The organism is Sphingomonas astaxanthinifaciens DSM 22298 (genome assembly GCF_000711715.1).
GTDB classification, from domain to species: Bacteria; Pseudomonadota; Alphaproteobacteria; order Sphingomonadales; family Sphingomonadaceae; genus Sphingomicrobium; species Sphingomicrobium astaxanthinifaciens_A.
In genome coordinates this window covers 42,880-66,218 of the sequence record NZ_JONN01000001.1, presented here as the reverse complement: position 1 = coordinate 66,218, position 23,339 = coordinate 42,880, and the positions used below count along the sequence as shown (strand labels likewise).

The following is a 23,339-nucleotide window of genomic DNA, read 5'->3' as shown; positions in this document are numbered from 1 at the left end:
AACACAAATGGGATCAGCCCCGCACTACATCCTGTGTGTAACGCGGGTTTCCGTGGGACTCAATGGGATTACGTGGGAAAACGTGGGTAAAACTGGCAAATGGCCGTTTTCTGCGACTTTGTTGCACCACCTTACCGAGACCGTTCTCCCCTCGTTCCTGAGGTCAACCTTGTGGATAAGTCTGTGAAAAGCGGAAAGCCAGCGAATCCCACGACTTCCCATGACCTCCCCGAGTCGGTCAGCGCAGCCGCAGGTATCCGATCAGCGCGGGGTAGCCCTTCGCCGCTTCCCCCGGGTCGAGCGCTCCGTTGCCGGCCAGCACCCAGTCGGCATCGGCCACGACGATCGCCTGTCCCTTGCCGAGGCGGCAGGTCGCGACCAGTCCGCCGTCGGCCACCCGGCAGTCTTGCCCCCTCGCCGTGAAGACACCGGGCGAGACGACCGTCACCGCGGTGCCGCCGATCCGGGCCGGGGCTGGCCCCTCCTCCCCGGCCGCCAGCGTCAGTCCCCAGTGGGCGAGCAGGCCCGTGTCGGGGAATTCGAACGGCGGGCGGAACTTGTCGCCGAGCGACCGGCTGCTTTCCCATTCGAGCCGCGGATCGGCGAGCAGCACCAGCCGCCCCCCGTCGCGCACCCAGCGGTCGAGCGCGACCAGCCGCTCGGCCGTCAGCGCCTGCGGCTGGATCGCGAGCAATTGCTGCCCGGGCCCAAGCTGTTCGGGCCCGTCCACCGGGACCAGCCGGACCTCTTGCTCGAGCGCCTGGCGGAGCGGATTGGCGGGGGCATCGAGCGTGAACTGTTCACTAAAGACGATCGGCAGGCTGGTCAGCAGCGCGACCTCGGGCTTGCCCGCCTGCGCCGCCGGGGCGTGCGGCGAGCAGCCGGCCAGCGCCAGCCACGCGAGGACGGCAGCCACGCGGATCACTGGGCGGGGATCGCCTCGTTGTTGGCGACCACATTCTCGGCCCCCTGCCCCGGCGCGACGCCGAGTTCGGCGAGCGGATCGCTCGGACTTCCGGCCTCGTTGACGCCCGCATTGGCCGACGGCTCGTCGCCGCTGCGGATGATGGCCGTCCCCAGGAGGACCATCAGGAAAACGAAGGCGAGCCCGGTCAGCCCGTAGCGGATGCGCTGCATCGCGGTTGCTCCCACCCCCATCCCCGTGAAACTATGCCGAACCTCGGCCAATGCAAGCCCGCTCGGGATCGGGACAGTTCAAAGCGGGCCATTGACCGTTCATGCTGCACCCGCGAAAGGGCCCGGATGACGACTCGCCTCCCCCTGCTCGCGCTTGCCGCGACCCTCGCCCTCTCGGCCTGCAAGGAAAACACCATCGTCGAGAACGGCCCGCCCGACCCGATGGCGAACGAACTCGCCAATGCCGCGCCGGTCGAGCTTCCGCCGTCGATCACCGCCAGCAAGAGCTATCGCTGCTCGGGCGACAACAGCGTCGTCTACATCGACTGGCTGTCGAACGGCGCCGCCCGCGTGAAGAAGAGCGCGGACGAAGTCCCCGGCACCGAGGTCGACGCCGAAGCCGCCAAGGCGATCGGCGACGCCAAGTCGGCCACCGTCAAGGTCGACGGCAAGAGCTGCAAGGGCTGAGCCCGCTCCCGGCACCAATCACCAGAACCCCGGCCCTCACCGGCCGGGGTTTTTGTTTTCGCGTGGCCGGAGCGAGTCATCACCCGGACGTGGAGGGGCGGTCCGGTCCAACCCTTCCGGCACCAGCTCGACTGTCCGGAATGGGTGGAAAGCGGACCCTCGCGCTTGTAGGCATCAGGACGCGTAGACTAGGTTCGCGATAGCGTTCGATCCCCACACGAATAACGCGAACACCACCGTCTCAGCGGCCGCGAGGAGGTAGCGCTCTCGCCATCGAAGCACTCGGCTTCCCGCGAAAAGCACCACTGCAATGGCGCCAGCCGGTAGTAGCGGCAGCCGCTCAATCTCATGCGAGGGAACGTAGGGCAGCGTGAACAAGAGCGCCGCGAAGAGTAGGGCAGCTTCTGCCAGCCGCACGCCAGCTTCTTTCATGAGAAGAGACTAGCGCCGTCATCACCTTGCGCAACTGAAGGTCTGCCTTGGGACGAATTCGGCCCTCACATCGGACGCTCGGGACCTGTCAATGTCCGACCTAGCAGGTAGCCAATCACGGTGATTGCGAAGGAGGCCAGCATGGGGAGCGCCAGCATGAGGAGTCCCACGGCCCACCAGCTCCAAAAATCCGGACCGCTCGGTTCAGCGCTCGCCATCGAGAGAGTATAAACGATTAATGGGGCCAGAAGGATTGCCGTGAGAGCACGTTTACAAAGGGGCGGCCTCAATAAGCACCCCACCGCAAATGCAGCGATCGGCGCCAAGAATAGGCTGATAAAGACCAATGCCACAGCTAGCTAACGTAGCACCGCGGATTGATCGGGCAATGTCCGCACGGGTCGAAAGCAGACATCCGGAAATCGACGTGCTGTGACGATTCCCTTGGGTTCTGACCTTTGGAGCGGGTGAAGCGTGCCCGCCTCAACAGCACATGGCTCCTAAGGGCGAATTCGTAGGCGCCAGTGTCCGCTATGGGTGGAAAGCCGCTATTGAAACTACGCCCGTTCAGAGGCGTCCTGCTGAGCTGCCAAATACCAGACGAAGTAGATGGCGTCGTTGATGTCGCCGCCTTTCGCTACGAACTCATCCATGTATTTTCCGAATGACGACCTCGCTTCTGCGGTGAAGTCATATTTGTCGAGAAGCCTTTGGAACTGCGAGCGCGCCGCTGCCGCCGTTTGCTCCACCCGTTCGAGCCATGGCAGGTTGGGAGAAACTGATTTGAACGTGTCGACCTCAACCCAATAACACTCGCATGTTCCGCCTTCGGGGAAACGAAGCTGTAACTGACCTCCGACGCTCACTAAGTCGGCCTGCCTCGCCGCCTCAATCACCTCCGGTATATCGTGGATAGGCCATGCGCGCTCATTGCCACGACGCGTGGCGCGTTCGAGTAAATGGTCGGGCAGAAGTGTCTCGGACCAGGCCATGAGCAACTTGTAACGTGTTACGTCAATGTCCGCTATGGGTGGAAAGCAGACATTAGCCTTCGAGCCTATGCTGCTGACGGGCTTAGCATGCGAAGCAGGGCCGCCGCCGCACTGTGAAGGTCATCCGCTGAGTGCAACTGCGCTTGGTCCGGTATCGGTTCGAAACCTTCTTTGCTGCCGAGATTGCGCCCCGGCGTGAGCTTCAACTGGTGATCTAACACCCTGATGCTGACGCGCTGCGCACCGTCCATAAATGCTTTGTGGCTCCGCACGCCCGTCGCAGTCAGAAAGGGCTGGAATAGGCCCTTCCATTCGTCGCGGCTGGGCTGCGGGACGACGCGATCAGACCGAGCAAGAGCCTCGGCCAATGTCCCAGCGATGCTTTCTTGGTCGGGCGCAGCGCCCAAACTTTTTGGGTCGACCTCAAGGCCAATACCGCTCGTCGTCCGAATGACCGGAGCGATGACGACTTTTCCGTTGGCACGATAGGCCACTGCTGATTTCACCATCAGGCGAGGATAGCCCGCGTCCTAATGTCCGCAATGGGTCGAAAGCGGACGTTCGTTCTTCCCGTTGAAAAGTAGGATTTCATCTGCTGAAATGAACCTCAGCGGTTTGTTTGCTCTTTGACATCGTGGCCAGCCAGGACCGAAAAACTACTCGGCGACCCTGTGACCTTTGTGACCTTCGCGGACGCGCCATCGCTCGTCCTCGAACGCTCGCGGACGTCGCCCCCTCAGCGCCGCGCCCCGTTGGCCAAATCGCGCAGCCCCGCTAAGGCGCCCCCCATGACCGCCATCACGCCCGAACTGGTCGCCGAGCACGGCCTCTCCCCCGACGAATATCAGCGCATCCTCCATGCGCTGGGCCGCGAGCCAAACCTGACCGAGCTCGGCATCTTCTCGGTCATGTGGTCCGAGCATTGCTCGTACAAATCCTCGCGCATCCACCTCAAGAAGCTGCCGACCACCGCGCCCTGGGTCATCTGCGGCCCGGGCGAAAATGCGGGTGTCATCGACATCGGCGACGGCGACGCCGCCATCTTCAAGATGGAGAGCCACAACCACCCCAGCTACATCGAGCCCTACCAGGGCGCGGCGACCGGGGTCGGCGGGATCCTCCGCGACGTCTTCACCATGGGCGCGCGGCCGGTCGCCAACATGAACGCGCTGCGCTTCGGCGATCCCCACCACCCCAAGATGCGGCACCTCATCGCGGGCGTGGTCGCGGGGATCGGCGGCTACGGCAATTGCGTCGGCGTCCCCACCGTCGGCGGCGAGACCAATTTCGACCCCGCCTACAATGGCAACATCCTCGTCAACGCCATGACCGTCGGCGTCGCGAAGACCGACAAGATCTTCTATTCGGCCGCCGCGGGCATCGGCAATCCGGTCGTCTATGTCGGCTCCAAGACCGGCCGCGACGGCATCCATGGCGCGACCATGGCCTCGGCCGATTTCGGCGAGGACAGCGAGGAGAAGCGCCCCACCGTCCAGGTCGGCGATCCCTTCACCGAGAAGCTGCTGATCGAGGCCTGCCTCGAACTCATGGCCTCGGACGCGATCGTCGCCATCCAGGACATGGGCGCCGCGGGCCTCACCTCGTCCTCGGTCGAAATGGCGAGCAAGGGCGGCGTCGGCATCCGCCTCGACATGGACTCGGTCCCCTGCCGCGAGACCGGCATGACGCCCTACGAGATGATGCTCTCCGAAAGCCAGGAGCGCATGCTGATGGTCCTGAAGCCCGGCCGCGAGGCCGAGGCGGAGGCCATCTTCCACAAGTGGGAGCTCGATTTCGCGGTCATCGGCACCGTCACCGACACCGGCCGGATGGAGCTCGTGTGGAAGGGCGAGACCGTCGCCGACATCCCCTTGGGACCGCTCGCCGACGAGGCGCCGCTCTACGACCGCCCGGCACTGAGCCGCGAGGAGTATAAGGCGTGGGCTGAGGTGAAGCCCTTGGGCGAAGTGCCGGAATCGACCGACATCGCGGGCGATCTTCTGAAGCTCATGGCCTCACCCGCCCTCGCCTCGCGGCGCTGGATCTGGGAGCAATATGACAGCCAGGTCGGCGGCGACACGGTGCAGAAGTCGGGCGGCGACGCGGCGCTGGTCCGGGTCCACGGGACGCAAAAGGCGCTCGCCATCACGACCGACTGCACCCCGCGCTATTGCTATGCCGACCCCTATGAAGGCGGCAAGCAGGCGATCGCCGAGGCCTATCGCAATATCAGCGCGGTCGGGGCGACCCCGCTCGCGGTCACCAACTGCCTCAACTTCGCCAATCCGCAGCGGCCCGAGATCATGGCCCAGATCACTGGCTGCCTCGAAGGCATGAGCGACGCCTGCCGCGCCCTCGACTTCCCGATCGTCTCCGGCAACGTCTCGCTCTACAACGAGAGCAAGGCGACCGGCGGCGGCAGCGCCATCCTTCCCACCCCCGCCATCGGCGCGGTCGGGCTGATGAAGGACTGGTCGAAGAGCGCTTCGATCGCGCTTCGCAATCCGGGCGAGACCCTGCTCCTCCTCGGCCACACCAAGGGGCATGTCGGCCAGTCGCTGTGGCTCGAGACCTGCCACGGCCGCCGCGAGGGCGAGGCGCCCCCGGTCGATCTCGGGGTCGAGCGGCGGCTGGGCGAGCTCCTCCGCACGTTGATTGCCGAAGGTCTGGTCAGCGCGGTCCACGATTGCGCCGACGGCGGCGCGGCCGTGGCGATGGCCGAGATGGCGCTCGCCGGCGACCTCGGCTTCCGCATGACCATCGTCCCCGAACTGGCGAACCCCGCCGCCATGCTGTTCGGCGAGGACCAGGGCCGCGCGGTGGTCTCCACCAGCGATCCCGAGCGGGTTCGTCAGCTCGCCACCGCGGCCGAACTGTTCAGCATTGCGGTGGGTGACGTCGGCGGCGACGCAATCGTCTTCGACCTCAGGGATCGCGACGGTGAGCAGACGATCGGACTCGCCGATCTCCGCACCGCCAACGAGGCCTTCCTTCCCGACCTGATGCAGGCGTGACGATCCGCGTCGGGATCGGGGGCTGGACCTACGAACCCTGGCGCGGGACCTTCTACCCGGACGGGCTGCCCCACCGGCGCGAACTCGAATATGCCGCCGCGCAGCTTGGCAGCATCGAGATCAACGCCACCGCCTATGGCCGGCAGAACCGGGAAAGCTGGCGCAAGTGGCGCGACGCGGTGCCCGACGGCTTCCGGTTCAGCCTCAAGGCCTCGCGCTTTTCGACCGTCCGCAAGGTGCTGGCCGACAGTGGCCCGTCGATCGATGTCTTCCTCGGGCAGGGCTTCACCGAGCTCGGCGAGAAGCTCGGGCCGATCAACTGGCAGTTCGCCGACACCAAGGCCTTCGAGCGCGACGATTTCGCGCGCTTCCTCGATCTGATCCCCGACAGCCAGGACGGTGTGCCCCTGCGCCACGCGCTCGAGGTCCGGCACTCGAGCTTTGCCGACCCCGCATTCCTCGAGCTCGCCCGGGCCCGCAACATGGCGGTGGTCTTCGCCGATCATAATGGCTTCGTCCGGATCGAGGAGCAGACCGCCGACTTCTCCTACGCCCGGCTCCAGCGCAGCGTCGACGATGTCGCGACCGGCTATGACGATGAAGCGCTGGACGGCCTCGCACAGCGGATAAGCCGCTGGGCCAAGGGCGGACGCGACGTCTTCGTCTATTTCATCGGCGGCGCGAAGGTCCGCAATCCGGCGGCGGCGCTGGCGCTGATGGGCCGGCTCTAGGCGGCGCGGACCTCGGCCCGGCCGAGCGCGGCGGCGACCGCATGGGCAAGGCCGCCGACGGTGAAGGGCTTGCGCAGCATCTCGTAGCCCTTGAGGTCCTCGCCCTCGCCCTCGCCGACATAACCGGTGACGAACAGCACGGCGAGTTCCGGGAAGCGGCGCTTGAGCAGGCGGACGAGCTCGGGACCGGTCATGCCGGGCATGATGACGTCGCTGATGACGAGGTCGAAGGGCTGACGCTCGAAAGCGCTCAGCGCTTCTTCGGCATTGGCGCAGGCGACGGGCTCGTAATCGAGGTCCTGGAGCGCCTCGATCGTCGCGCTGCGGACCCGCGGATCGTCCTCGACGAGCAGGATGCGCGCGCCATGCACCGTTGCCGCTTCGCCGCGTGCCGTCGAAGCGCCCGCTTCGGCCCGGGTCTCGCCGACGACCGCCTGGCCTCGCGGCAGGTAGATGCTGACCACCGTGCCGACCCCGACCGCGCTGTCGATCGCGACTTCCCCGCCCGACTGGCGCGCGAAGCCGAAGATCTGGCTGAGGCCAAGGCCGGTGCCCTTGCCGACTTCCTTGGTGGTGAAGAAGGGTTCGAAGGCGCGGCGCTTCACTTCCTCGCTCATCCCGCAGCCCTGGTCGGCGACCGCGAGCCGGACATAGTCGCCGGCCGGCAGGTCGCCGACTTCGCCCTCCATCAGCGGCATGTCGCTTGTGGCGATGGTGAGCACCCCTTCGCCGTCCATCGCGTCGCGGCCGTTGACCGCGAGGTTGAGGAGCGCGTTCTCAAGCTGATGGGGGTCGACGTAGATCGGCCAGTTGCCCGACGTCTGGACCCGGACCTCGATCCGCTCGCCGAGCGTCCGGTCGAGCAGGTCCTTCAACCCCTCGACCAGGTCGCGCGGCGTGACCGGCTCGGGGAGCAGGGGCTCCGCCCTGGCAAAGCTCAGCAGGCGGCGCGTCAGGGCAGCGGCGCGGGTCGCCCCGTCCATCGCATTGCCGAGATGCTGGAGCACCTCGCGCTTGGGCCCGCCGATCCGCCGCCGGGCGAGGTCGATGCCGCCGACCACGACCGCGAGCATGTTGTTGAAGTCGTGCGCGATCCCGCCGGTCAGCTGGCCGACCGCTTCCATCTTCTGGATCTGGCGGAGCTGGGCTTCGGCGATCTCGCGCTCTTCGGCCTCGGCACGGAGCGCCTCATTCGCGGCCGACAATTCCTGCGTGCGCAGCGCGACCGCTTCCTCGAGCGTCTCGGCCTCGCGGCGGGCGAGATAATTCTGGCGCGCCGCCTGGACCGCGAGCAGCCCGAGCCCGATCGCCCCCAGCCCGATCAGCACGCCCAGCCACGAGAGATAGTCGGTCAGCCGGTCGGCCTGGGCGGAGAAGAACTGGGTCTGCTCCATGCTCTCGCGAAGGACGTTGCGTTCGGAGGTCGCGATTTCGGACAGGCGATTGCGCAGCTGCGCGCCATAGGTCTTGGCCTCGCCGTCCTTTTCGCGGGTGAAGGTGTAGAAGAGCGCGATCCCGCCCTCGCCGCGCGCGCTGGCCGCGGCCTGGGCGACGGTGGCGAGGTTGCGGCCGTGCTGCTCGTAGAGTTGGCGCGCGCCAGCCACGCGCTGCGCCTGCACCGGATCGTTGCGAACCAGCCGCTCGAGCTGGCGGAGCTGGGTCCCGGCGAGACGCCATTCGTTGGCGTAGATGCTGCCCGACGTATTCTTGTCCTCGTCGAGGACGAACCGGCCGAGCGCGCTCTCCGAACGCGCGAGGGTCGCATCCACGGTGCGGACGAGAAGGGTCACGTCATAGGCGTGGCGCTCGCGCTCGAGCGCATCGTCGCGGGCGCGGTTCGAAATCGCGACCAGCAGCACCATGCCGAGCAGGATCAGCGCGGCGAGGGTCGCGCCGGCCGCCGCCCCGAAGCGGCGCGAGTCGAACTGATTGTCGTCAACCCTTGCCCACATAAGGTGGCAGTCTAGGACTGGCCTCGAATCCGCACAACCGCTGGTTCAGGTGAGGAGTGGCAGAAGACCGCTGATGCGCTGGATAGTGGCCCTGCTGATCGCACTCGCCGGTTCGCCCGGCCTTGCGGCCGAGCCGATGCGGCTGAGCGCGGACGAGGCGCTGGCGCAGGACGCGAGCCTCTACGCGACCAGATTCGGGGTCAGTCCGGCCGAGGCGCTGCGCCGGCTCCAGCAGCAGCGCGCCAGCATCGCGGTCAGCGAGGAGCTGAGGGTCCGCTACCGCGACCGGCTCGCCTCGATCTCGGTGGTTCACCGCCCCGACTGGCACCTGCTCGTCCGGCTGAGCGGCGCCGGACGGCCGGCCGATTTCGTCGCGACCGAGCAGGGCCTGCCGATCCCGGTCCGCTTCGAGGATGGCGCCGGCGCGACCCGGGAGCAGGCGCTCGCCTTGCTCGACCGCGAGCGGGCGGCGCTTCCGAAGGACGTCGCCGGCTATCGCGGCGGCGGCGTCGATCCGCGCACCGGGGGCCTCATCCTGATGCAGCGGCCGAGCGCCGACCCGCGCCCGGTGGCCGAGGTCGAGCAGGCCCTGTCGGCGCGGCTCGGCCTGCCCGTCCGGATCCGTCGGCTCGACGCGCTGATGACCGACAGCGCGGCGATCGGTGGCGGCCGGGTCGAGGGACCCAATGCGGAAGGGCGGCGCTTTCGCTGCACCACCGGCTTCGTCGTCCGCAATGGCGCCGGCCAATATGGCATCACCACCGCCGCCCATTGCCCCGACACCCTGAGCTGGCGCGGGCCCGACGGCGAGGAGCGGCTTCTGCCGATGCTCGGTGCCTGGGGCGCGGCGCAGAACGACGTCCAGATCCATGGCGGCATCGGGCAGGCCGACCCGTCGCTCTTCAGTGACACGGCGAAGACGACCGTCCGCCCCGTGACCAGCTGGGCGACCCGGCCGATGACCCGGCCCGGCGACTGGCTGTGCCTGCGCGGCGAAAGCTCGGGCTATGCCTGCTCGGAGGTCGAGCTCACCGATTTCGCGCCCGCCGGGGAATTGTGCGGCGGGCTGTGCACCAACAGCTGGGTGACGTTGCGCGGGCCCGAATGCCGCCGCGGCGACAGCGGGGCGCCGATCTTCCTCGGCACGGTCGCTTATGGCGTGCTCAAGGGCGGGGCCTATCTCCCCGGCGGCGCCTGCGCTTTCTCTTATTACCAGAGCGTCGACTATCTGCCCGACGACTGGCGGGTCGCGGTCCAGCGCTGAACTGACGGCTTGTTAAGCCGGGGCTGCTAGGGAGCGGCGGTGACCGAGGTCGCCACTTCCGCTGCGCCGCGCCCGAGGCTCGGCTGGGCCGCCGCCATGGCGGTCGCGCTGCTGTTCGCGGCGATGATCTTCGCCTTCCACATCCGCGACATCGGCCGGCCGATGCTGCTCGACTTCACCAATTTCTGGGCGACGGGACGATTGGCGCTGGGGGGCGGGGCCGCCGCGGCCTATGATCCCGCCGCGCTCGCCGCCGCGCAGGCCGCCGCGGTCGGTCCGACGAGCGCGGTCATGCCCTATCCCTATCCGCCCGCCTTAATGCTGGTGACGGCCCCATTCGCGCTTCTCGACTACCACCTTGCCTTCGCCTTGTGGGTGGTGGCGGGGTTCGCTTTGTTCATGTGGGCGGGAACGCGACTTGCGCCAGCCCCGCTGGTCGCCGCGCAGCCGGCGGTGCTGATCAACGGGATGATCGGGCAGACGGGCTTCCTCACCGGCGCGATCCTGCTGGCGGGGGCGCGCCTGCTCGGGCGGCGGCCGTTCCGGGCGGGGCTTCTGCTCGGACTGCTGGTGCTGAAACCCCAGCTCGCGCTGATGCTGCCGGTCGCGGTCATCGCCGCGCGGGCCTGGCCGGCGATCGGCGGGGCGCTCGCCTCCGCGTCAGCGCTGCTCCTCGCAGGGCTGATTGTCTTCGGGCCCGACAGCACCCGCGCCTTTGTCGCCATGGCGGGCGAATTCGGCGGGATCGTCGGCGGCGACCGGCTGAGCTGGAACGAGCTGGCCAGCCCCTTCGGACTGCTGCGCGACCTTGAAATAGCGCCGGGGCCGGCGATGGTCGTGCAGCTCGGCTGCGCGGCCTTCGCCGCTGTCCTGTGCTGGAAGAGCTGGCGCGAGGGCTGGGCGCAGCGCGTGCCGCTCCTGTGCACCGCCAGCCTCGTCGCCTCGCCCTATCTGCAGAGCTACGACACGCTGCCGATGCTGGCGGCCATCGCCTGGTTCCGGCCCCACGCGCCGGTCAAGGCGCTGGCGCTCTACCTCCTCTGCCTGGCGCCGGTCGCCAGCCAGTCGGACCTCGTGGCGCTGCCCAACAGCCTGCCCGCCGCCGCCCTGCTGGCGCTCGCTTTGCTGTGGCGCGAGCGGCGGCAGGAAGCGAGGGGTCAGATGACGCCGACGCGCTTGCCCGCGGCTTCGAACATGCCGAGGATCTCGCCCACCTGAGCCTCGCTGTGGAGCGCGCAGAGCGAGCAGCGCAGCAGGGTCATGCCGGCCGGGGTCGCGGGCGGCCGGGCGAGGTTCACGTAGAGCCCCTCCTGAAGCAGCGCTTCCCACATCGCCGCGCCCTTCTCGAGGTCGGGCATGATGACGGCGATGATCGCCGACTGCGGCTCCTCGGTCCCGAGCGTGAAGCCGAGGTCCTTCAGCCCGCCGTGGAGGCGGCGGCTGTTGGCCCAGAGGTGATCGCGCTTGTCCTTGGCGTCGCGCAGCAGGTCGATCGAGGTCGCGGCAGTGGCGACCACGCTCGGCGGCAACGAGGCGGTGAAGACATAGGGACGGCAGACGAGGCGCAGAATCTCGAACTTGGGATGGTTCGAGACGCAGAAGCCGCCGACGGTGCCGACCGACTTCGAGAAGGTGCCGATGATGAAGTCGACGTCGTCGATCACCCCCTGCTCTTCGGCGACGCCGCGGCCGTTGGGGCCGATGAAGCCCATCGAATGCGCTTCGTCGACCAGCACCATCGCGCCATGCGCCTTGGAAATGGCGACCATTTCCTTGAGCGGGGCGGTGTCGCCGAGCATCGAATAGACGCCTTCGAGGACCACCAGCTTGCCGGCCTCGGCGGGCAGACGCTTGAGGCGCTTCTCGAGCGCGTCGACGTCATTGTGGCGGAAGGCGACGATCTGGGCGTTGCCCAGCGCGCAGCCGTCGTAGATCGAGGCGTGGCTGTCGATGTCGAGGATGACGTAATCGTCCTTCCCCGCCATGGTCGAGATGATCCCGAGATTGGCCTGATAGCCGGTCGAGAAGACCATCGCATGGTCCATGCCGTAGAAGCGCTTCAGCGCCTCCTCGCACTCCCGGTGGCCCTGGTAGGTGCCGTTGAGGACCCGGCTTCCGGTCGTCCCCGAGCCGAACTCGTCGAGCGCCTGCTTGCCCGCGGCAAGCACCTGCGGGTCGAAGGTCTGGCCCATGTAATTGTAGGTGCCGAGCAGGATCGTCCGCTTGCCGTTGCAGATGGCGACGGTCGGGCTTTCGACGCGCTCCATCACCAGGCTGAAGGGATCGGTGACGCCGGTCGCGAGCAAATTCTCGCGCACGTCGATAATCGGCTGGAACTTGTCGAACAGGTCGGGCGCGGTGCCACGCGGCGCGGCCTTGCCCGCATCGGCGGTCATGGCGAGTCCGGGATCGGTCATGCTTATTCGCCCTTGAGCTCGCCGACCGCGTCGATCAGCGCCCCGACGGTCTCGATTTCGGCCGCGCGGTTCATGGTGATGATGATGTCGAACTCGTCCTCGACGGCGGCGACGAAGTCCATCACCGTCAGGCTGTCCCATTCGAGGTCCTGGGCGAAGCGGGTGTCCTCGCTCACGGCAATGCCCTTCTTGTTGAATTCGGCAATCAGGCGCTCGATCGCGGCCTTGCGTTCGTCACGGTCGGTCATGTCATTCTCGCTAGGGTTTCGGAGGCCCAAGCGCAACAAAGGGGCGAAAAGCGGGCAAGGCTGCGCTAAGCGGCGCGAAAATGTCCGATAGCCTTCCTCCCTATGCGAAGCTCCTGCAGCTTCGGAGCGAACGCGGCGCCGATGGCCGGCGCCTGTTCGTCATGCCCTTTCACGACGATGTGATCGGCCGCCCCGGTTTTCTCCACGGCGGCGCAATCGCCGGGCTGCTCGAGTTCGCGGCCTATGGCGAGCTGGCCGAGGCGCTCCACGGCCGGGGCGTGACGCCCAAGCCGATCTCGGTGACGATCGACTATCTCCTCGGCGGCAAGGATCGCGATACCTTCGCGGCCGCGACGATCGAGCGGCTGGGCGCGCGCATCGCCAATGTCGAGGCCTTCGCCTGGCAGAAAGACCGCTCGACCCCGATTGCCAGCGCACGGATCAACTTCCTGCTCGGCCCCGCGGCCTAGCGGATCGCGCCGCTCCGGAGCAGTCTTGGCAACAGGGTCACGGCGGTCACCAGCGGATGCTTCTTCTGCCAATCGCTGAGCCGAATGTCGGTCCCAGCGTGGCGGTTGATCTTCCAGACGATATATTCGGCGCCGCCGGCGAAGGTCGCGCTGGCCTTGGCGAGACGCGCGACCGACAGCAATTTGCCCTCGATTCGGCGCCGCCGCCACGAGCCCGTGCAGCGCTTGCCCCCGACCGCCGCAGCGGCCATCGCCGGGCCGAAGAAGCGCAGGTAGCGCGCGGGGTCGGCGTCGACCACCGACTGGCTCCGGCTCCCCTTCTCGGCGCGAAGCTCGACCGAATAGGTCAGCGCGAAGGCCGCGCGCCAGAGATCGAGCGGGGGCTGGTCGTTGGGAACGCTGGAGAGCGCGGCGCTGAGCAGGGTCGGCGCGGCCCGGGCGACCGCCCTGATGGCGTTGTCGCGCGCGGCCTCGTCCTTCGCCCATACCAGCCGCGAGGGCTGGGCGAAGCGCGCCCAGACCGAGACGTTGCGGGTTTCGGGGCCGTTCAGGCGATGGAAGTCCGCCTCGCTCAGCACCGCATATTTGGCCGCCAGACCTTCATGCGCGAAGGGAAAGACGTTGGGCGGGATCAGCCGGTTGGCCTCGGCCAGCCACGTGCTGCCATATGCCGCCCGATAGTCCGAGACGATCAGGTAGAAATCGAGCATGCCCCCGTCGAGCGCGACGTCGCGCAGGCAGGAGCCGTAGAACAGCACCGCGCGGGCGGCCTCGCCATATTGGGCGGCGATGGTCGCGGCCATGGCCGAGACGCGCGGGTCCACCGGCGTGCCGAGTTCCTCGGCCACCAGTGACTGCAATTGCGCCTGCGGGTCAGGCGGCGAGACGGACAAAGGACAAGGGCGCGGCCGGGGTCAGGCGGATCGGATTGCCGATCCCGGCCTCGAACATCTCGCCGTCGAGAAACACAGAGCTGCGATCGCCCTCGATCGAAATCTCGTCGGCTTCCTCGACATGGACGCCGGAGAGCTTCTTTCGCCCGAGCCGTCCGCCAAGACCCGCGAACAGGCCGCGCAGGAGCGAGCTCGAACGGTGGTCGACCGCGAGCAGCTTCAGCGGGCCCTTGCCCGCAGTATGGAGATCGCTTCCGAGCAGGAGCTTCTCGAGCGTGGTCACCGCCAGCAGCGCGAAGCGGCCGCTGAGCGTCCCGTGGCGACGGACCTTGACCTCGATCGGGCTCGGCTTGGGCGGAAGGATGCCGCCACCCATGCCCAGCATCTGCCGGACCATCACCGCAACCGCGGTGATGACATGGCTGAGCCCGTTGGGAAGCCCGAGCGGATAGATCTTCTCGCGGCAATATTTCATCGTGTCGGCGAGGCCGGCCCCGCCGAGAAACATGCCGATGACCGGCGTGGTCCGACCATCGCTGGTCAATGCGATGAGTTCGCGCGCGACGAGCCGGTCGCTGAGGTCGCCCTCGGCGATCTCGAGCAGGTGCTTGAGCGCCTCGATCGGATCGCCCTGGGCGCCAAGGTCGAGCGCGATGAGGTTGGTCTTACCGTTCGGGAGGACCGCGACCGGGGGCCGCTGGTCGCCGAAATGGCCGCCGTTGACGAGTTCGGTCAGCGCCGCCTGCACCGTTCCGTCGCCTCCGTTGATGACCAGCATCTTCGGGCGAACGAGCGCGATCGTCTTGAGCGCGCAGCCGACCTGGTCGGCCTTTTCCACCTCGTAGTGGAAGATGTCGGGATGCTCGGCGCAAAAGGCCCGGATACGCGGCAGCTGCGACAGGTTGCCGGTCGACTTGGGATTGCTGAGCAGGGCGATTCGAGCCTTGCCCATCAGCATTCTCCGACCCCGCCCGCGCCGGCAGCCGCCAGGGTCGACGGCAGCGCCATCGCGACAGGGACAACAGCAGGGAGAAAACCAACCAACCGCATCGAAAAGGAACTCACCCCTTCACGCTACCATGCCCTTCGACAGCTCCGCTTCAGGTTGAGGCGGGCAGACCAAGGGCTCGTTTCTGCGATCTAGGCTTGCTTTGCGGCCAAATGATGGTGTTGAGGGCACAACGCTGAAAACATGTCGCTGATCGACCGCTACATCGCCCGGGCCATCGCCATCCCCCTGTTCGGCACCCTGGTGCTGGCGGCGATGCTGCTTGTCCTCGACAAGATGCTGCGGTTGTTCGATTTCGTCATCAACGCCGGGGGTCCGGTCAGCGTGGTCTGGCGGATGCTGGCGAATCTCCTGCCCGAATATTTCGCGCTCGGGATCCCGATCGGGCTGATGCTCGGGATCCTGCTCGCCTTCCGCCGGCTGGCGCTGTCGAGCGAGCTCGATGCGTTGCGCGGGGTCGGCGCGGGCTTCGAGCGGCTGCTGCGGGTGCCCTACGGCTATGCGGCGCTGCTGCTGCTGCTCAACCTGTTCATCGTCGGCTGGCTCCAGCCCTGGACCCATTATGGCTATGAGCGGCTGCGCTTCGACCTGCGCTCGGGTGCGCTCGGCGCGAGCCTCAAGGTCGGCGAGTTCAACACGCTGTCGAAGCGCTTCACCATCCGCATCGACCGGAGCGAAAATGCCGGGACCCAGCTTCACGGCATCTTCGTCCAGGCCGACAACAAGGGCACAGGCATCGTCGCCACCGCCGCGCATGGCCGCTTCCTCGCCACCGACGATCCCGACACGATCCTGCTTCGGCTCGAGGAGGGCCGGCTGATCCAGCAGGACCCGAAGTTCACGACCCCGCGCACGCTCGCCTTCCGGAGCTACGACCTGCCGATCAAGCTTCCCCGCGTCGACAGCTTCCGCGCCCGCGCGCAGGACGAGACCGAGGAGATGATCCTGCCCGAGCTGATCACCGCCAGCTATGGCGGAAAGGTCACCGGCGAGGCCAATCTCGCCGCCCGGTCCAATCTCATGTTCCGGATGGTCGAGGTGGTGATGATGCTGCTCCTCCCGCTGCTCGCGGTGAGCCTCGCCGTGCCGCCCAAAAGGTCGAGCTCGAGCCTCGGCATCTTCATCGGGATCGTGATGGTGGTCGCCTATCACAAGGTCAACCAGTGGGCCGAGGATGCGGGCGCGCGCGGCGACTACACGCCCGAGATCGTGATGTTCGTGCCGTTCGTCCTGTTCGCTGCGCTGATCCTGTGGATGTACCTGACGCTGTCGCGCAAGCCCGGTGGCCAGCCGATCGGCGCGCTCGAACGCGGCGGGGCCAAGGCCTGGACATTCATCAAGCGGCTGCTGCCGCGTCCGCGCCGCCGTGTGGCGGCTTCCGACGCCGCATGATCAACCTCAATTTCTTCCCCTCGCCGCGGCTCGCCCGCTACACCGTGTGGCTCTACGTCTCGCGCAGCCTCGCGGTGCTCCTGTCGCTGAGCATCGTCCTGATGATGCTCAACCTGCTCTCGGAATCAGGCAAGATCCTCGCGGTCGCGGGCAATGGCGAAGCGCAGCTGTGGGCCTATGTCGGCTATCGCTTTCCCCAGCTGATCGCGTTCGCCTTTCCCTTCTCCTTCCTGCTCGGCGCGCTGATCACGTTCACGACCCTCAACCAGAGCAGCGAGGTGGTGGCGATGAAGGCCGCCGGGCTGTCCGCGCACCAGCTGCTCGCTCCGCTGATGGCCGCGAGCGCGGTCCTCGCCGGCGTGTCCTTCGCCTTCAACGAGCTGGTCGTCGTCAACGGCACCCGCCAGCTGTCGGCATGGCAGGACAATGACTACAAGGCCGTCCCGCCCGACAGCGGGATCGTCAGCAACGTCTGGGTGACCGCGGGCGACGACCTCGTCCAGGCCAAGCTCGTCACCGGGCGCGGCAACGGCGTCCAGATCCGCGGCCTCAGGATGTTCGAGCGCGAGAGCAACACCATCCGCCGGATCGTCGATGCCGAGCGTGCCCGGCCCTACGAAGGCGGCTGGATCCTCGAGAATGTCTCGATCTACGACAGCGGCATGAACATGGTGCTCCGCCGCCCCGCCATGCGCGCGCTGGAAGGGGTCGAGCCGCAACGCTTCACCCTCGCCAAGGTCGATCCCAACGCGCAGGACATCCGCAGCCTCACCCACAATATCGGCGAGATGGAGCGGGCCGGGGTCACCACCGCGACCGCCCGGACGGGCCTGTGGCACAAGCTCGCCCAGCCCCTGTCGACTGTGCTGATGCCGCTCCTTGCCGCCATCGCCGCCTTCGGTCTCGCCCGTTCAGGCAAGGTGCTGGTCCGCGCGGTTATCGGCATGGCCCTTGGATTTGCCTATTTCGTAATCGACAATTTCGCCGTCGCCCTCGGCAATGTGGGAGCCTATCCGCCGCTGCTCGCGGCCTGGGCACCGTTCCTGCTCTTCCTGCTGATCGGCGAGACGGTGATGATCCGTTTGGAGGAATGATGAACCGCCTGCTGCTGCTTCTTGCCTCGGTCGCCCTGGTCGGCGCCGCCCCGGCCCCCCGCGACTGGCGCACCAATGTCGTCGAGAGCCCGGCCGGCTGGACCTTCGGCAAGCCCGGCGCGCCGTTGCTGGTCGAATATGGCAGCCTCGGCTGCCCGCATTGCGCGCATTTCGCCGCCGAGACGGGCAGCCAGATCGACGGCCTCGTCAAGGCGGGCAAGCTGCGCTTCGGCTTCCGCCCCTTCCTCATCTTCCCGCATGATCGCGCAGGCTTCGTCCTCGCCCGCTGCGTGCCTTCCTCGCGGCGCCTCGGCTTCATCGAGGCGATCTATGCCGGCCAGGCCGACACCCGCGCCCGGCTCGCCGCCGCCGATGGTGACGACGCGCTGCGCGGCCGGCTCTACAATGCCGAGCTGGCCGGTCCGGTCGAATATGCCAAGGTCGCCGCCGACATCGGCAATCTGACGACGATCGCCGCCAGCCACGGCTTGACCGCTGCTGCCGTCGACCGCTGCCTCGCCGACACCGCTGCGCACCAATGGGTCACCAACGCCGATCTCACGTCGCGCGCGTCGGGCGTGCGGGGCACGCCGACCTACTTCTGGAAGGGCGTGAAGCTCGAGGAAACGCTGACCCCCGAGGGCCTGCTCGCCAAGCTGCCGCGATAGGGCCTTTTGTCCCATTGTCGCCGCAATGAGACGGCATGATGATGGGATAATCGGCTGGCGCTTTGTCGTCGCCGCACCATATCAGAGGCATGAGAGACGTGAGCAGTTCGGTGAAGCCCGGCATCTGGAAGCGGTCGCACTATCTCGACCGGATGACCCTGAAGGATCTCTGGATCGCCTATTTCCAGTATCCGGCGATTATCGCGTACATCGGCCTGACGCTGGCCAGCATCGTCGTCTGGGCGGAATATCCCGCGACCCTGGTGCAGACCGCGGCGACCGCGGCGCTGGTGGTCGTGCTCTATCCGCTGGTCTGGTACTGCCTCCACCGCTGGGTGCTGCACAGCAACTGGATGTTCAAGGTGCCCTTCCTCGCCGCGACCTGGAAGCGCATCCATTATGATCACCACCAGGATCCGAACCACCTCGAGGTCCTGTTCGGTGCGCTGCACACCACGCTTCCGACCATCGCCGCGGTGACCCTTCCGGTCGGCTATGCGATCGGCGGGATCGGCGGCGCGGCGGCGGCGCTCGCGACGGGCCTGATCACGACCTGCGTCTACGAGTTCGTGCACTGCATCCAGCACCTTGCCTACAAGCCCAAGAGCAAGGTCATCGCGGAGATGAAGAAGCGCCACATGGCGCATCACTTCCACGACGAGAACGGCAATTACGGGATCACCAGCTACCTGTGGGACCGCGTGCTCGGCACCTTCTATGACCGGCCCGAGCGGCCGAAGAAGAGCCCGACCGTCTTCAATCTCGGCTACACCGAGGAAGTGGCCGTCCGCTATCCGTGGGTGAAGACCCTCTCGGGCGGGATCGTCGCCACCGGCCACCCGCGCAAGCGCGGCGACAACCAGCCCGGCTCCGAGCGCGAGGCGGCCTGACCGCCACCACCGATCTCGTTCCCGACAGCGAGCGGCGGGGGCTGATCGGCAGCCTTCCCGCTTCCTGGCGGCCCTATGCCAGCCTGATGCGGGTCGATCGCCCGATCGGGACCTGGCTGCTCTATTGGCCGTGCGCATGGAGCGTCGCGCTGGCGGGGGTGTGGGGCCGCTGGAGCCTGTTCGCCTGGTTCCTGCTCGGCGCCTTTGCGATGCGTTCGGCGGGCTGCGTCTACAATGACCTCGTCGACCGCGACCTTGACCGGCAGGTTGCGCGGACGCGGCTTCGGCCGCTCGCCAGCGGGCGGGTGAGGCCGAGGGCCGCCTGGGCCCTCATCGCCCTGCTGTGCGCCGTCGGCCTCCTGGTCCTCTTGCAGCTGCCGCCCATCGCCCAGCTGATCGCGGTCGCCAGCATCCTTCCGGTTCTCGCCTACCCTTTCATGAAGCGGATTACTTGGTGGCCGCAGGCGTGGCTCGGCCTCGTCTTCAGCTGGGGCGCGCTGGTCGGCTGGCCCGCAGTGACCGGCACCTTCGCCGCCCCGGCCCTGTGGCTGTGGCTCGGCAGCATCTTCTGGGTGATCGGCTACGACACGCTCTACGCGATCCAGGACAAGGAGGACGATGCACTGGTCGGGGTCCGCTCCTCGGCCCGGGCGCTCGGCCGCCGCGCGGCGCTCGGCATCGGCCTTTGCTACGCGCTGGCGCTGGTCGGCTGGAGCGTCGCCCTCTGGCAGGTCCGGCCCGAGCCGCTCGCGCTGATCGCGCTCCTCCCCGCTGCCTTGCACCTCGCCGGCCAGGCCCTTCGCGCCGACCCCGATGACGGCGAGCTTGCCCTCAGGCTGTTTCGCTCGAACCGCTTCACCGGTCTCCTGCTCCTGCTCGGCTTCGCCGCGGTGGGGTTGAGCGTCGCATCCTAGCCGCTACAGGCAAGGCCATGCAGAGCGAAGCAGAAGCCGCCGACCTTGCCGCCGCGCTGGTCGAGGCCGCGACGCGCGCCGGGGCAAGCGCCGCCGACGCGATGATCGGGATCAGCCGGTCGAGCGGGATCTCGGTCCGCCTGGGCGAGGTCGAGGACATCGACCATAGCGAAAGCTTCGAGGTCGGCCTGCGCCTGTTCGACGGGCAGCGCTCGGCCACCGTCTCCTCCGCCAGCCTCGATCCCGCGCATTTCCCGGAGCTTGCCGAGCGCGCCTTCGCCATGGCCCGCCAGGCCCCCGAGGACCCCTATGCCGGGCTTGCCGATCCGGCGCTGCTCGGTGACGGGGCCGGCCCCGACCTCGACCTGTTCGATCCCGTCAGCCCGGACCTTGCCGCGCTCGAGGCCAGTGCCCGGACCGCCGAGGACGCCGCGCGCGACGTTGCCGGGGTCACCAACAGCAATGGTGCGTCGGCGGGAACCGGCCAGAGCCTCGTCGCGCTGGCGACCTCGACCGGCTTCGCCCGCGCGCTCCGGAGCAGCCACCACAACCTCTCCGCCAGCGTGGTCGCGGGCGAGGCGGGCGCGCTGCAGCGCGACTATGCCGCCCACTCGAGCCGCCACCTCGCCGACCTCGACCCGCCCGAAAAGGTCGGCCGTCTCGCCGCCGAGCGGACCGTGGCGCGGGTCGGCCCCAAGAGGATCGAGAGCGGCACCTATGCCATCATCTTCGATCCGCGCGTCGCCTCGAGCCTGCTCGGCCACCTGACCGCGGCGATCACCGGCAGCGCGATCGCCCGCAAGACGAGCTTCCTCCTCGACGCCCTCGGGACCCGGCTGTTCGCCGAGGGCGTGACCGTCCGCGACGATCCGCTGCGGGTCCGCGGGCTGCGCAGCCGGGCCTTCGACGGCGAGGGTCTGCCCTGCCGCCCGCTCGACCTCATCGCCGACGGTATATTGACGAGCTGGCTCGCCGACAGCGCCTCGGCGCGCCAGCTCGGCATCGCCCCCACCGGCCATGCCGGCCGCGCGGTCGGCGGAAGCCCGGGCGCGGGCCCGTCGAACCTGATGCTCCTGCCCGGCGCCCGAAGTCGCGAAGAACTGCTCGCCGCCGCCCCGCGCGCGATCCTCGTGACCGAGCTGATCGGTCAGGGCGTGAACGCCGTGACCGGCGACTACAGCCGCGGCGCCGCCGGCTTCCTGGTGGAAAATGGCGAGATCGTCGCGCCGGTCGCCGAGATCACCATCGCGGGCAATCTCAAGGACATGTTCCGGACGCTCGAGCCGGGCAGCGACCTCGAACTTCGGCGGGGGATCGACGCCCCGACCGTGCTCATCCCGGAGATGACGGTGGCGAGCGCCTGACGCCCGCCACCGTGTTCCCTCAGACGGCTTCGTTGCCCTTGGCGTCGGGCGCCCAGAAGACGTGGGTGATCATCTTGTAGCCACCCGGATAGTAACGGATGAACTGATCCGGCCGGCCCTTGCCGTCACGATGCACCGGCTCACCCCATTCGGCCGCCGTGTCGCCCGCGCCTTCGGTCGGACGCCCGGCCGCCGCCGGCTTGCCGACCGCCCGCTCACCGAAATTGGTGGCGGCCGCTGCCAGCGTCGCGGTCGAATAGCTGTCGGCGTGGGCGTAGATCGTCCCCAGCTGCTCGTAGTCGTGGGCGTTGGGCTTGCGATTCCCCTTGGTCCCGTTCGACCCGCCGCCGTCGGGATTGTTGGTATAGTCCATGCAGGAGCCGAGATTGGCGTTGCTGAAATTCTCGTCCTGGTGCGCGAGGCCGAAGTCGTGGCCGACTTCCTGGCAGGCCACCAAGGCCCGGAAGCCGGGCGTATTGTACGAGCTGGTCGCGCCATAATAGCTGTCGTTGAGCTTGGTCGTCGCCTGCGTGATGTGGCTGTTGCCGTCGGCCCAGACCGACGCGATCCCGAGCCAGCCCTTGCGGCCATAAGCGTAGTTGCAGACCAGGATCTGACCCGAGATCGGGTTGCACCGACGCCGGTCGGCCGAGGAGGCCGCGCTCGGCAATGTCAGCACGTCGGGGGCCCCGCCGACCACGGGATTGTCCCAGTCGGCGATGCTGGTCTGGACATAGGGCAGCCAGACGCTGTCGACGCTGTAATTGACCTTCACGCTCAGCGCGCCGCCGGTCTGGTGCGCCCAGTGATAGTTGCTCCAGCTGTGGTTGGCGGTTGCCGGACCCGTGGACATCGCCAGCGCGACGGCGGCGGCACCGAGGAAAAGCGTCTTCCTGCTCATCTGAAACCCCCGTTCCAAGCGACTCCTGCAAATCGCGGGACGAAGGTCTGCCGTTCGCGGCTTTCTGTCAAATTTGGCTTGCCGGAACCGCGTCCAATTGGGCGAGAACGGCCTCGGCGAGCGCCCGGAATGCCGCCGCTGCGGGCCCCTCCCCCGCTGCCGGCGGACGGCCTGCATCCGATTCCGCACGCAGGCTCGCCGACAGCGGCAACCGGGCAAGGAAGGGGACGCCCATTTCTCCGGCCGCGGCTTCGGCGCCGCCGCTCCCGAACGGGTCCGACGTCTCGCCGCAATGAGGGCACTGGTAGCCGGCCATGTTCTCGACGATGCCCAGCACCGGGACCGCGGTCTTGCCGAACAGGTCGATCGCGCGCCGGGCGTCGATCAGCGACAGGTCCTGCGGGGTCGAGACCACCACCGCGCCCACCGGCCGCGCTTTCTGGATCAGGGACAGCTGGACGTCTCCGGTGCCGGGGGGAAGGTCGACCACGATATAATCGGTCCCGCTCCAGTCGCCCTCGACCAGCTGGGTGAGCGCACCCGCTGCCATCGGCCCGCGCCAGGCCAGCGCATGGCCGGGGCTGACCAGCTGCCCCACCGAGAGGAGCTTAACCCCCTGTGCTTCGACCGGGATGAGTTGCTTGTCCCTGGCCACAGGCCGCTCGCTGGTGCCGAGCAGGGTCGGCTGCGAGGGGCCGTAGATGTCGGCGTCGATAATCCCGACCCGGTGGCCGAGCCGGGCCAGCGCGATGGCGAGATTGACCGAGACGGTCGACTTGCCGACCCCGCCCTTGCCCGAGCCGACCGCGATCAGCTTCGGCCCGGCCGGCTTGCTCGCCGTCATCGCCACGCGGACTTCGTTCACGCCCTCCTGCGCCGCGGCCGCCGCGCGCAATCGCGCCTCCAGCGCCGCGCGCTCCTGCTCGCCGAGCCCGCTCGCCTCGGCGACCAGCGCGGCGACGCCGTCCTGCAGGCGCACCGAGCGCAGGCGGTCGGCGTCCGCGCCGAACAGGCTCTTGTCGAGGGTCATGGCCGCGCTCCTAGGCCTTCCCCGACCCGGCACAAGGGCCATTGTTACGGACCCACTGT

At 67.9% G+C, this 23,339-nt stretch carries 23 protein-coding genes; 12 read left to right on the top strand and 11 right to left on the bottom strand.

The window, feature by feature from the left end; translation table 11 throughout:
• Positions 1-238: 238 nt before the first annotated feature.
• A complete protein-coding gene (locus tag BS69_RS13425; protein WP_156956773.1) occupies positions 239-916 on the bottom strand; it encodes a DUF4350 domain-containing protein in 678 nt (225 codons plus the stop codon).
• Between the two features lie 5 nt (positions 917-921).
• Complete coding sequence (locus BS69_RS0100355) at positions 922-1,158, bottom strand: hypothetical protein (RefSeq protein WP_245605075.1); 237 nt, start codon at positions 1,156-1,158, stop codon at positions 922-924.
• Positions 1,159-1,263: 105 nt separating this feature from the next.
• On the opposite strand from BS69_RS0100355, the gene BS69_RS0100350 reads away from it, so the two are divergent.
• The gene (locus BS69_RS0100350) at positions 1,264-1,605 is read left to right on the top strand and encodes a hypothetical protein (RefSeq protein ID WP_029940003.1); all 342 of its coding nucleotides are present in this window, start codon (positions 1,264-1,266) and stop codon (positions 1,603-1,605) included.
• Between the two features lie 989 nt (positions 1,606-2,594).
• Here the strand turns inward: BS69_RS0100350 and BS69_RS0100335 are convergent.
• Both BS69_RS0100335 and BS69_RS0100330 read right to left on the bottom strand, forming a co-directional pair.
• On the bottom strand, positions 2,595-3,029 hold the full coding sequence (locus BS69_RS0100335) for a hypothetical protein (RefSeq protein WP_029940000.1): 435 nt from the start codon (positions 3,027-3,029) through the stop codon (positions 2,595-2,597).
• Positions 3,030-3,094: 65 nt separating this feature from the next.
• Entirely contained in the window at positions 3,095-3,538 is a 444-nt protein-coding gene (locus BS69_RS0100330) for a hypothetical protein (protein WP_029939999.1), read from the bottom strand.
• A 279-nt stretch (positions 3,539-3,817) separates the two neighbouring features.
• Between BS69_RS0100330 and purL the strand changes: the two genes are divergently transcribed.
• Together purL and BS69_RS0100320 are read left to right on the top strand one after the other, a co-directional pair.
• Positions 3,818-6,043 carry a phosphoribosylformylglycinamidine synthase subunit PurL gene (gene purL / locus BS69_RS0100325; protein ID WP_029939998.1) on the top strand — a complete coding sequence of 742 codons (2,226 nt, stop codon included), beginning with the start codon at positions 3,818-3,820 and terminating at the stop codon, positions 6,041-6,043.
• Positions 6,040-6,774, top strand: coding sequence for a DUF72 domain-containing protein (locus BS69_RS0100320; RefSeq protein WP_029939997.1), 735 nt, complete (start codon positions 6,040-6,042; stop codon positions 6,772-6,774). The genes purL and BS69_RS0100320 overlap by 4 nt, the downstream gene beginning before the upstream one ends.
• Here the strand turns inward: BS69_RS0100320 and BS69_RS0100315 are convergent.
• On the bottom strand, positions 6,771-8,726 hold the full coding sequence (locus BS69_RS0100315) for a response regulator (RefSeq protein WP_029939996.1): 1,956 nt from the start codon (positions 8,724-8,726) through the stop codon (positions 6,771-6,773). The genes BS69_RS0100320 and BS69_RS0100315 overlap by 4 nt on opposite strands.
• Before the next feature lie 73 nt (positions 8,727-8,799).
• Here BS69_RS0100315 and BS69_RS0100310 point away from each other — a divergent pair, with 73 nt between their 5' ends.
• Positions 8,800-9,990, top strand: coding sequence for a chymotrypsin family serine protease (locus tag BS69_RS0100310; RefSeq protein ID WP_051676351.1), 1,191 nt, complete (start codon positions 8,800-8,802; stop codon positions 9,988-9,990).
• Between the two features lie 39 nt (positions 9,991-10,029).
• Positions 10,030-11,208 carry a glycosyltransferase family 87 protein gene (locus tag BS69_RS0100305; protein WP_029939994.1) on the top strand — a complete coding sequence of 393 codons (1,179 nt, stop codon included), beginning with the start codon at positions 10,030-10,032 and terminating at the stop codon, positions 11,206-11,208.
• On the opposite strand, the gene spt is transcribed toward BS69_RS0100305, so the two are convergent.
• Both spt and BS69_RS0100295 read right to left on the bottom strand, forming a co-directional pair.
• On the bottom strand, positions 11,148-12,386 hold the full coding sequence (gene spt / locus BS69_RS0100300) for a serine palmitoyltransferase (RefSeq protein ID WP_029939993.1): 1,239 nt from the start codon (positions 12,384-12,386) through the stop codon (positions 11,148-11,150). The two genes, BS69_RS0100305 and spt, sit on opposite strands and share 61 nt — an antisense overlap.
• Positions 12,387-12,409: 23 nt before the next feature.
• A complete protein-coding gene (locus BS69_RS0100295) occupies positions 12,410-12,655 on the bottom strand; it encodes an acyl carrier protein (RefSeq protein WP_029939992.1) in 246 nt (81 codons plus the stop codon).
• A gap of 80 nt (positions 12,656-12,735) precedes the next feature.
• On the opposite strand from BS69_RS0100295, the gene BS69_RS0100290 reads away from it, so the two are divergent.
• On the top strand, positions 12,736-13,125 hold the full coding sequence (locus BS69_RS0100290) for a PaaI family thioesterase (protein ID WP_029939991.1): 390 nt from the start codon (positions 12,736-12,738) through the stop codon (positions 13,123-13,125).
• Here BS69_RS0100290 and BS69_RS0100285 read toward each other — a convergent pair.
• Both BS69_RS0100285 and BS69_RS0100280 read right to left on the bottom strand, forming a co-directional pair.
• Positions 13,122-13,928, bottom strand: a complete 807-nt coding sequence (locus BS69_RS0100285; RefSeq protein ID WP_245605141.1) for a hypothetical protein — start codon at positions 13,926-13,928, stop codon at positions 13,122-13,124. The genes BS69_RS0100290 and BS69_RS0100285 overlap by 4 nt on opposite strands.
• Before the next feature lie 70 nt (positions 13,929-13,998).
• Complete coding sequence (locus BS69_RS0100280; protein ID WP_037504495.1) at positions 13,999-14,970, bottom strand: diacylglycerol/lipid kinase family protein; 972 nt, start codon at positions 14,968-14,970, stop codon at positions 13,999-14,001.
• 240 nt (positions 14,971-15,210) lie between these two features.
• On the opposite strand from BS69_RS0100280, the gene lptF reads away from it, so the two are divergent.
• The 6 genes from lptF (at position 15,211) to BS69_RS0100250 (ending at position 21,349) form a co-directional block, all read left to right on the top strand.
• Positions 15,211-16,419, top strand: coding sequence for an LPS export ABC transporter permease LptF (lptF, locus tag BS69_RS0100275; RefSeq protein ID WP_029939988.1), 1,209 nt, complete (start codon positions 15,211-15,213; stop codon positions 16,417-16,419).
• Positions 16,416-17,513, top strand: a complete 1,098-nt coding sequence (gene lptG, locus BS69_RS0100270) for an LPS export ABC transporter permease LptG (RefSeq protein WP_029939987.1) — start codon at positions 16,416-16,418, stop codon at positions 17,511-17,513. Before lptF ends, lptG begins: the two co-directional genes overlap by 4 nt.
• On the top strand, positions 17,513-18,181 hold the full coding sequence (locus tag BS69_RS13420) for a thioredoxin domain-containing protein (protein ID WP_029939986.1): 669 nt from the start codon (positions 17,513-17,515) through the stop codon (positions 18,179-18,181). Before lptG ends, BS69_RS13420 begins: the two co-directional genes overlap by 1 nt.
• Positions 18,182-18,270: 89 nt before the next feature.
• Complete coding sequence (locus tag BS69_RS0100260) at positions 18,271-19,071, top strand: sterol desaturase family protein (protein ID WP_051676348.1); 801 nt, start codon at positions 18,271-18,273, stop codon at positions 19,069-19,071.
• On the top strand, positions 19,068-19,985 hold the full coding sequence (gene ubiA, locus BS69_RS0100255) for a 4-hydroxybenzoate octaprenyltransferase (protein ID WP_029939984.1): 918 nt from the start codon (positions 19,068-19,070) through the stop codon (positions 19,983-19,985). The genes BS69_RS0100260 and ubiA overlap by 4 nt, the downstream gene beginning before the upstream one ends.
• 17 nt (positions 19,986-20,002) lie before the next feature.
• Complete coding sequence (locus BS69_RS0100250; protein WP_029939983.1) at positions 20,003-21,349, top strand: TldD/PmbA family protein; 1,347 nt, start codon at positions 20,003-20,005, stop codon at positions 21,347-21,349.
• A 19-nt stretch (positions 21,350-21,368) separates the two neighbouring features.
• Here BS69_RS0100250 and BS69_RS0100245 read toward each other — a convergent pair whose 3' ends face one another.
• On the bottom strand, positions 21,369-22,250 hold the full coding sequence (locus BS69_RS0100245) for a hypothetical protein (protein WP_051676346.1): 882 nt from the start codon (positions 22,248-22,250) through the stop codon (positions 21,369-21,371).
• Positions 22,251-22,317: 67 nt separating this feature from the next.
• Positions 22,318-23,280, bottom strand: a complete 963-nt coding sequence (locus BS69_RS0100240) for a P-loop NTPase (RefSeq protein WP_029939981.1) — start codon at positions 23,278-23,280, stop codon at positions 22,318-22,320.
• Positions 23,281-23,339 lie beyond the last annotated feature (59 nt).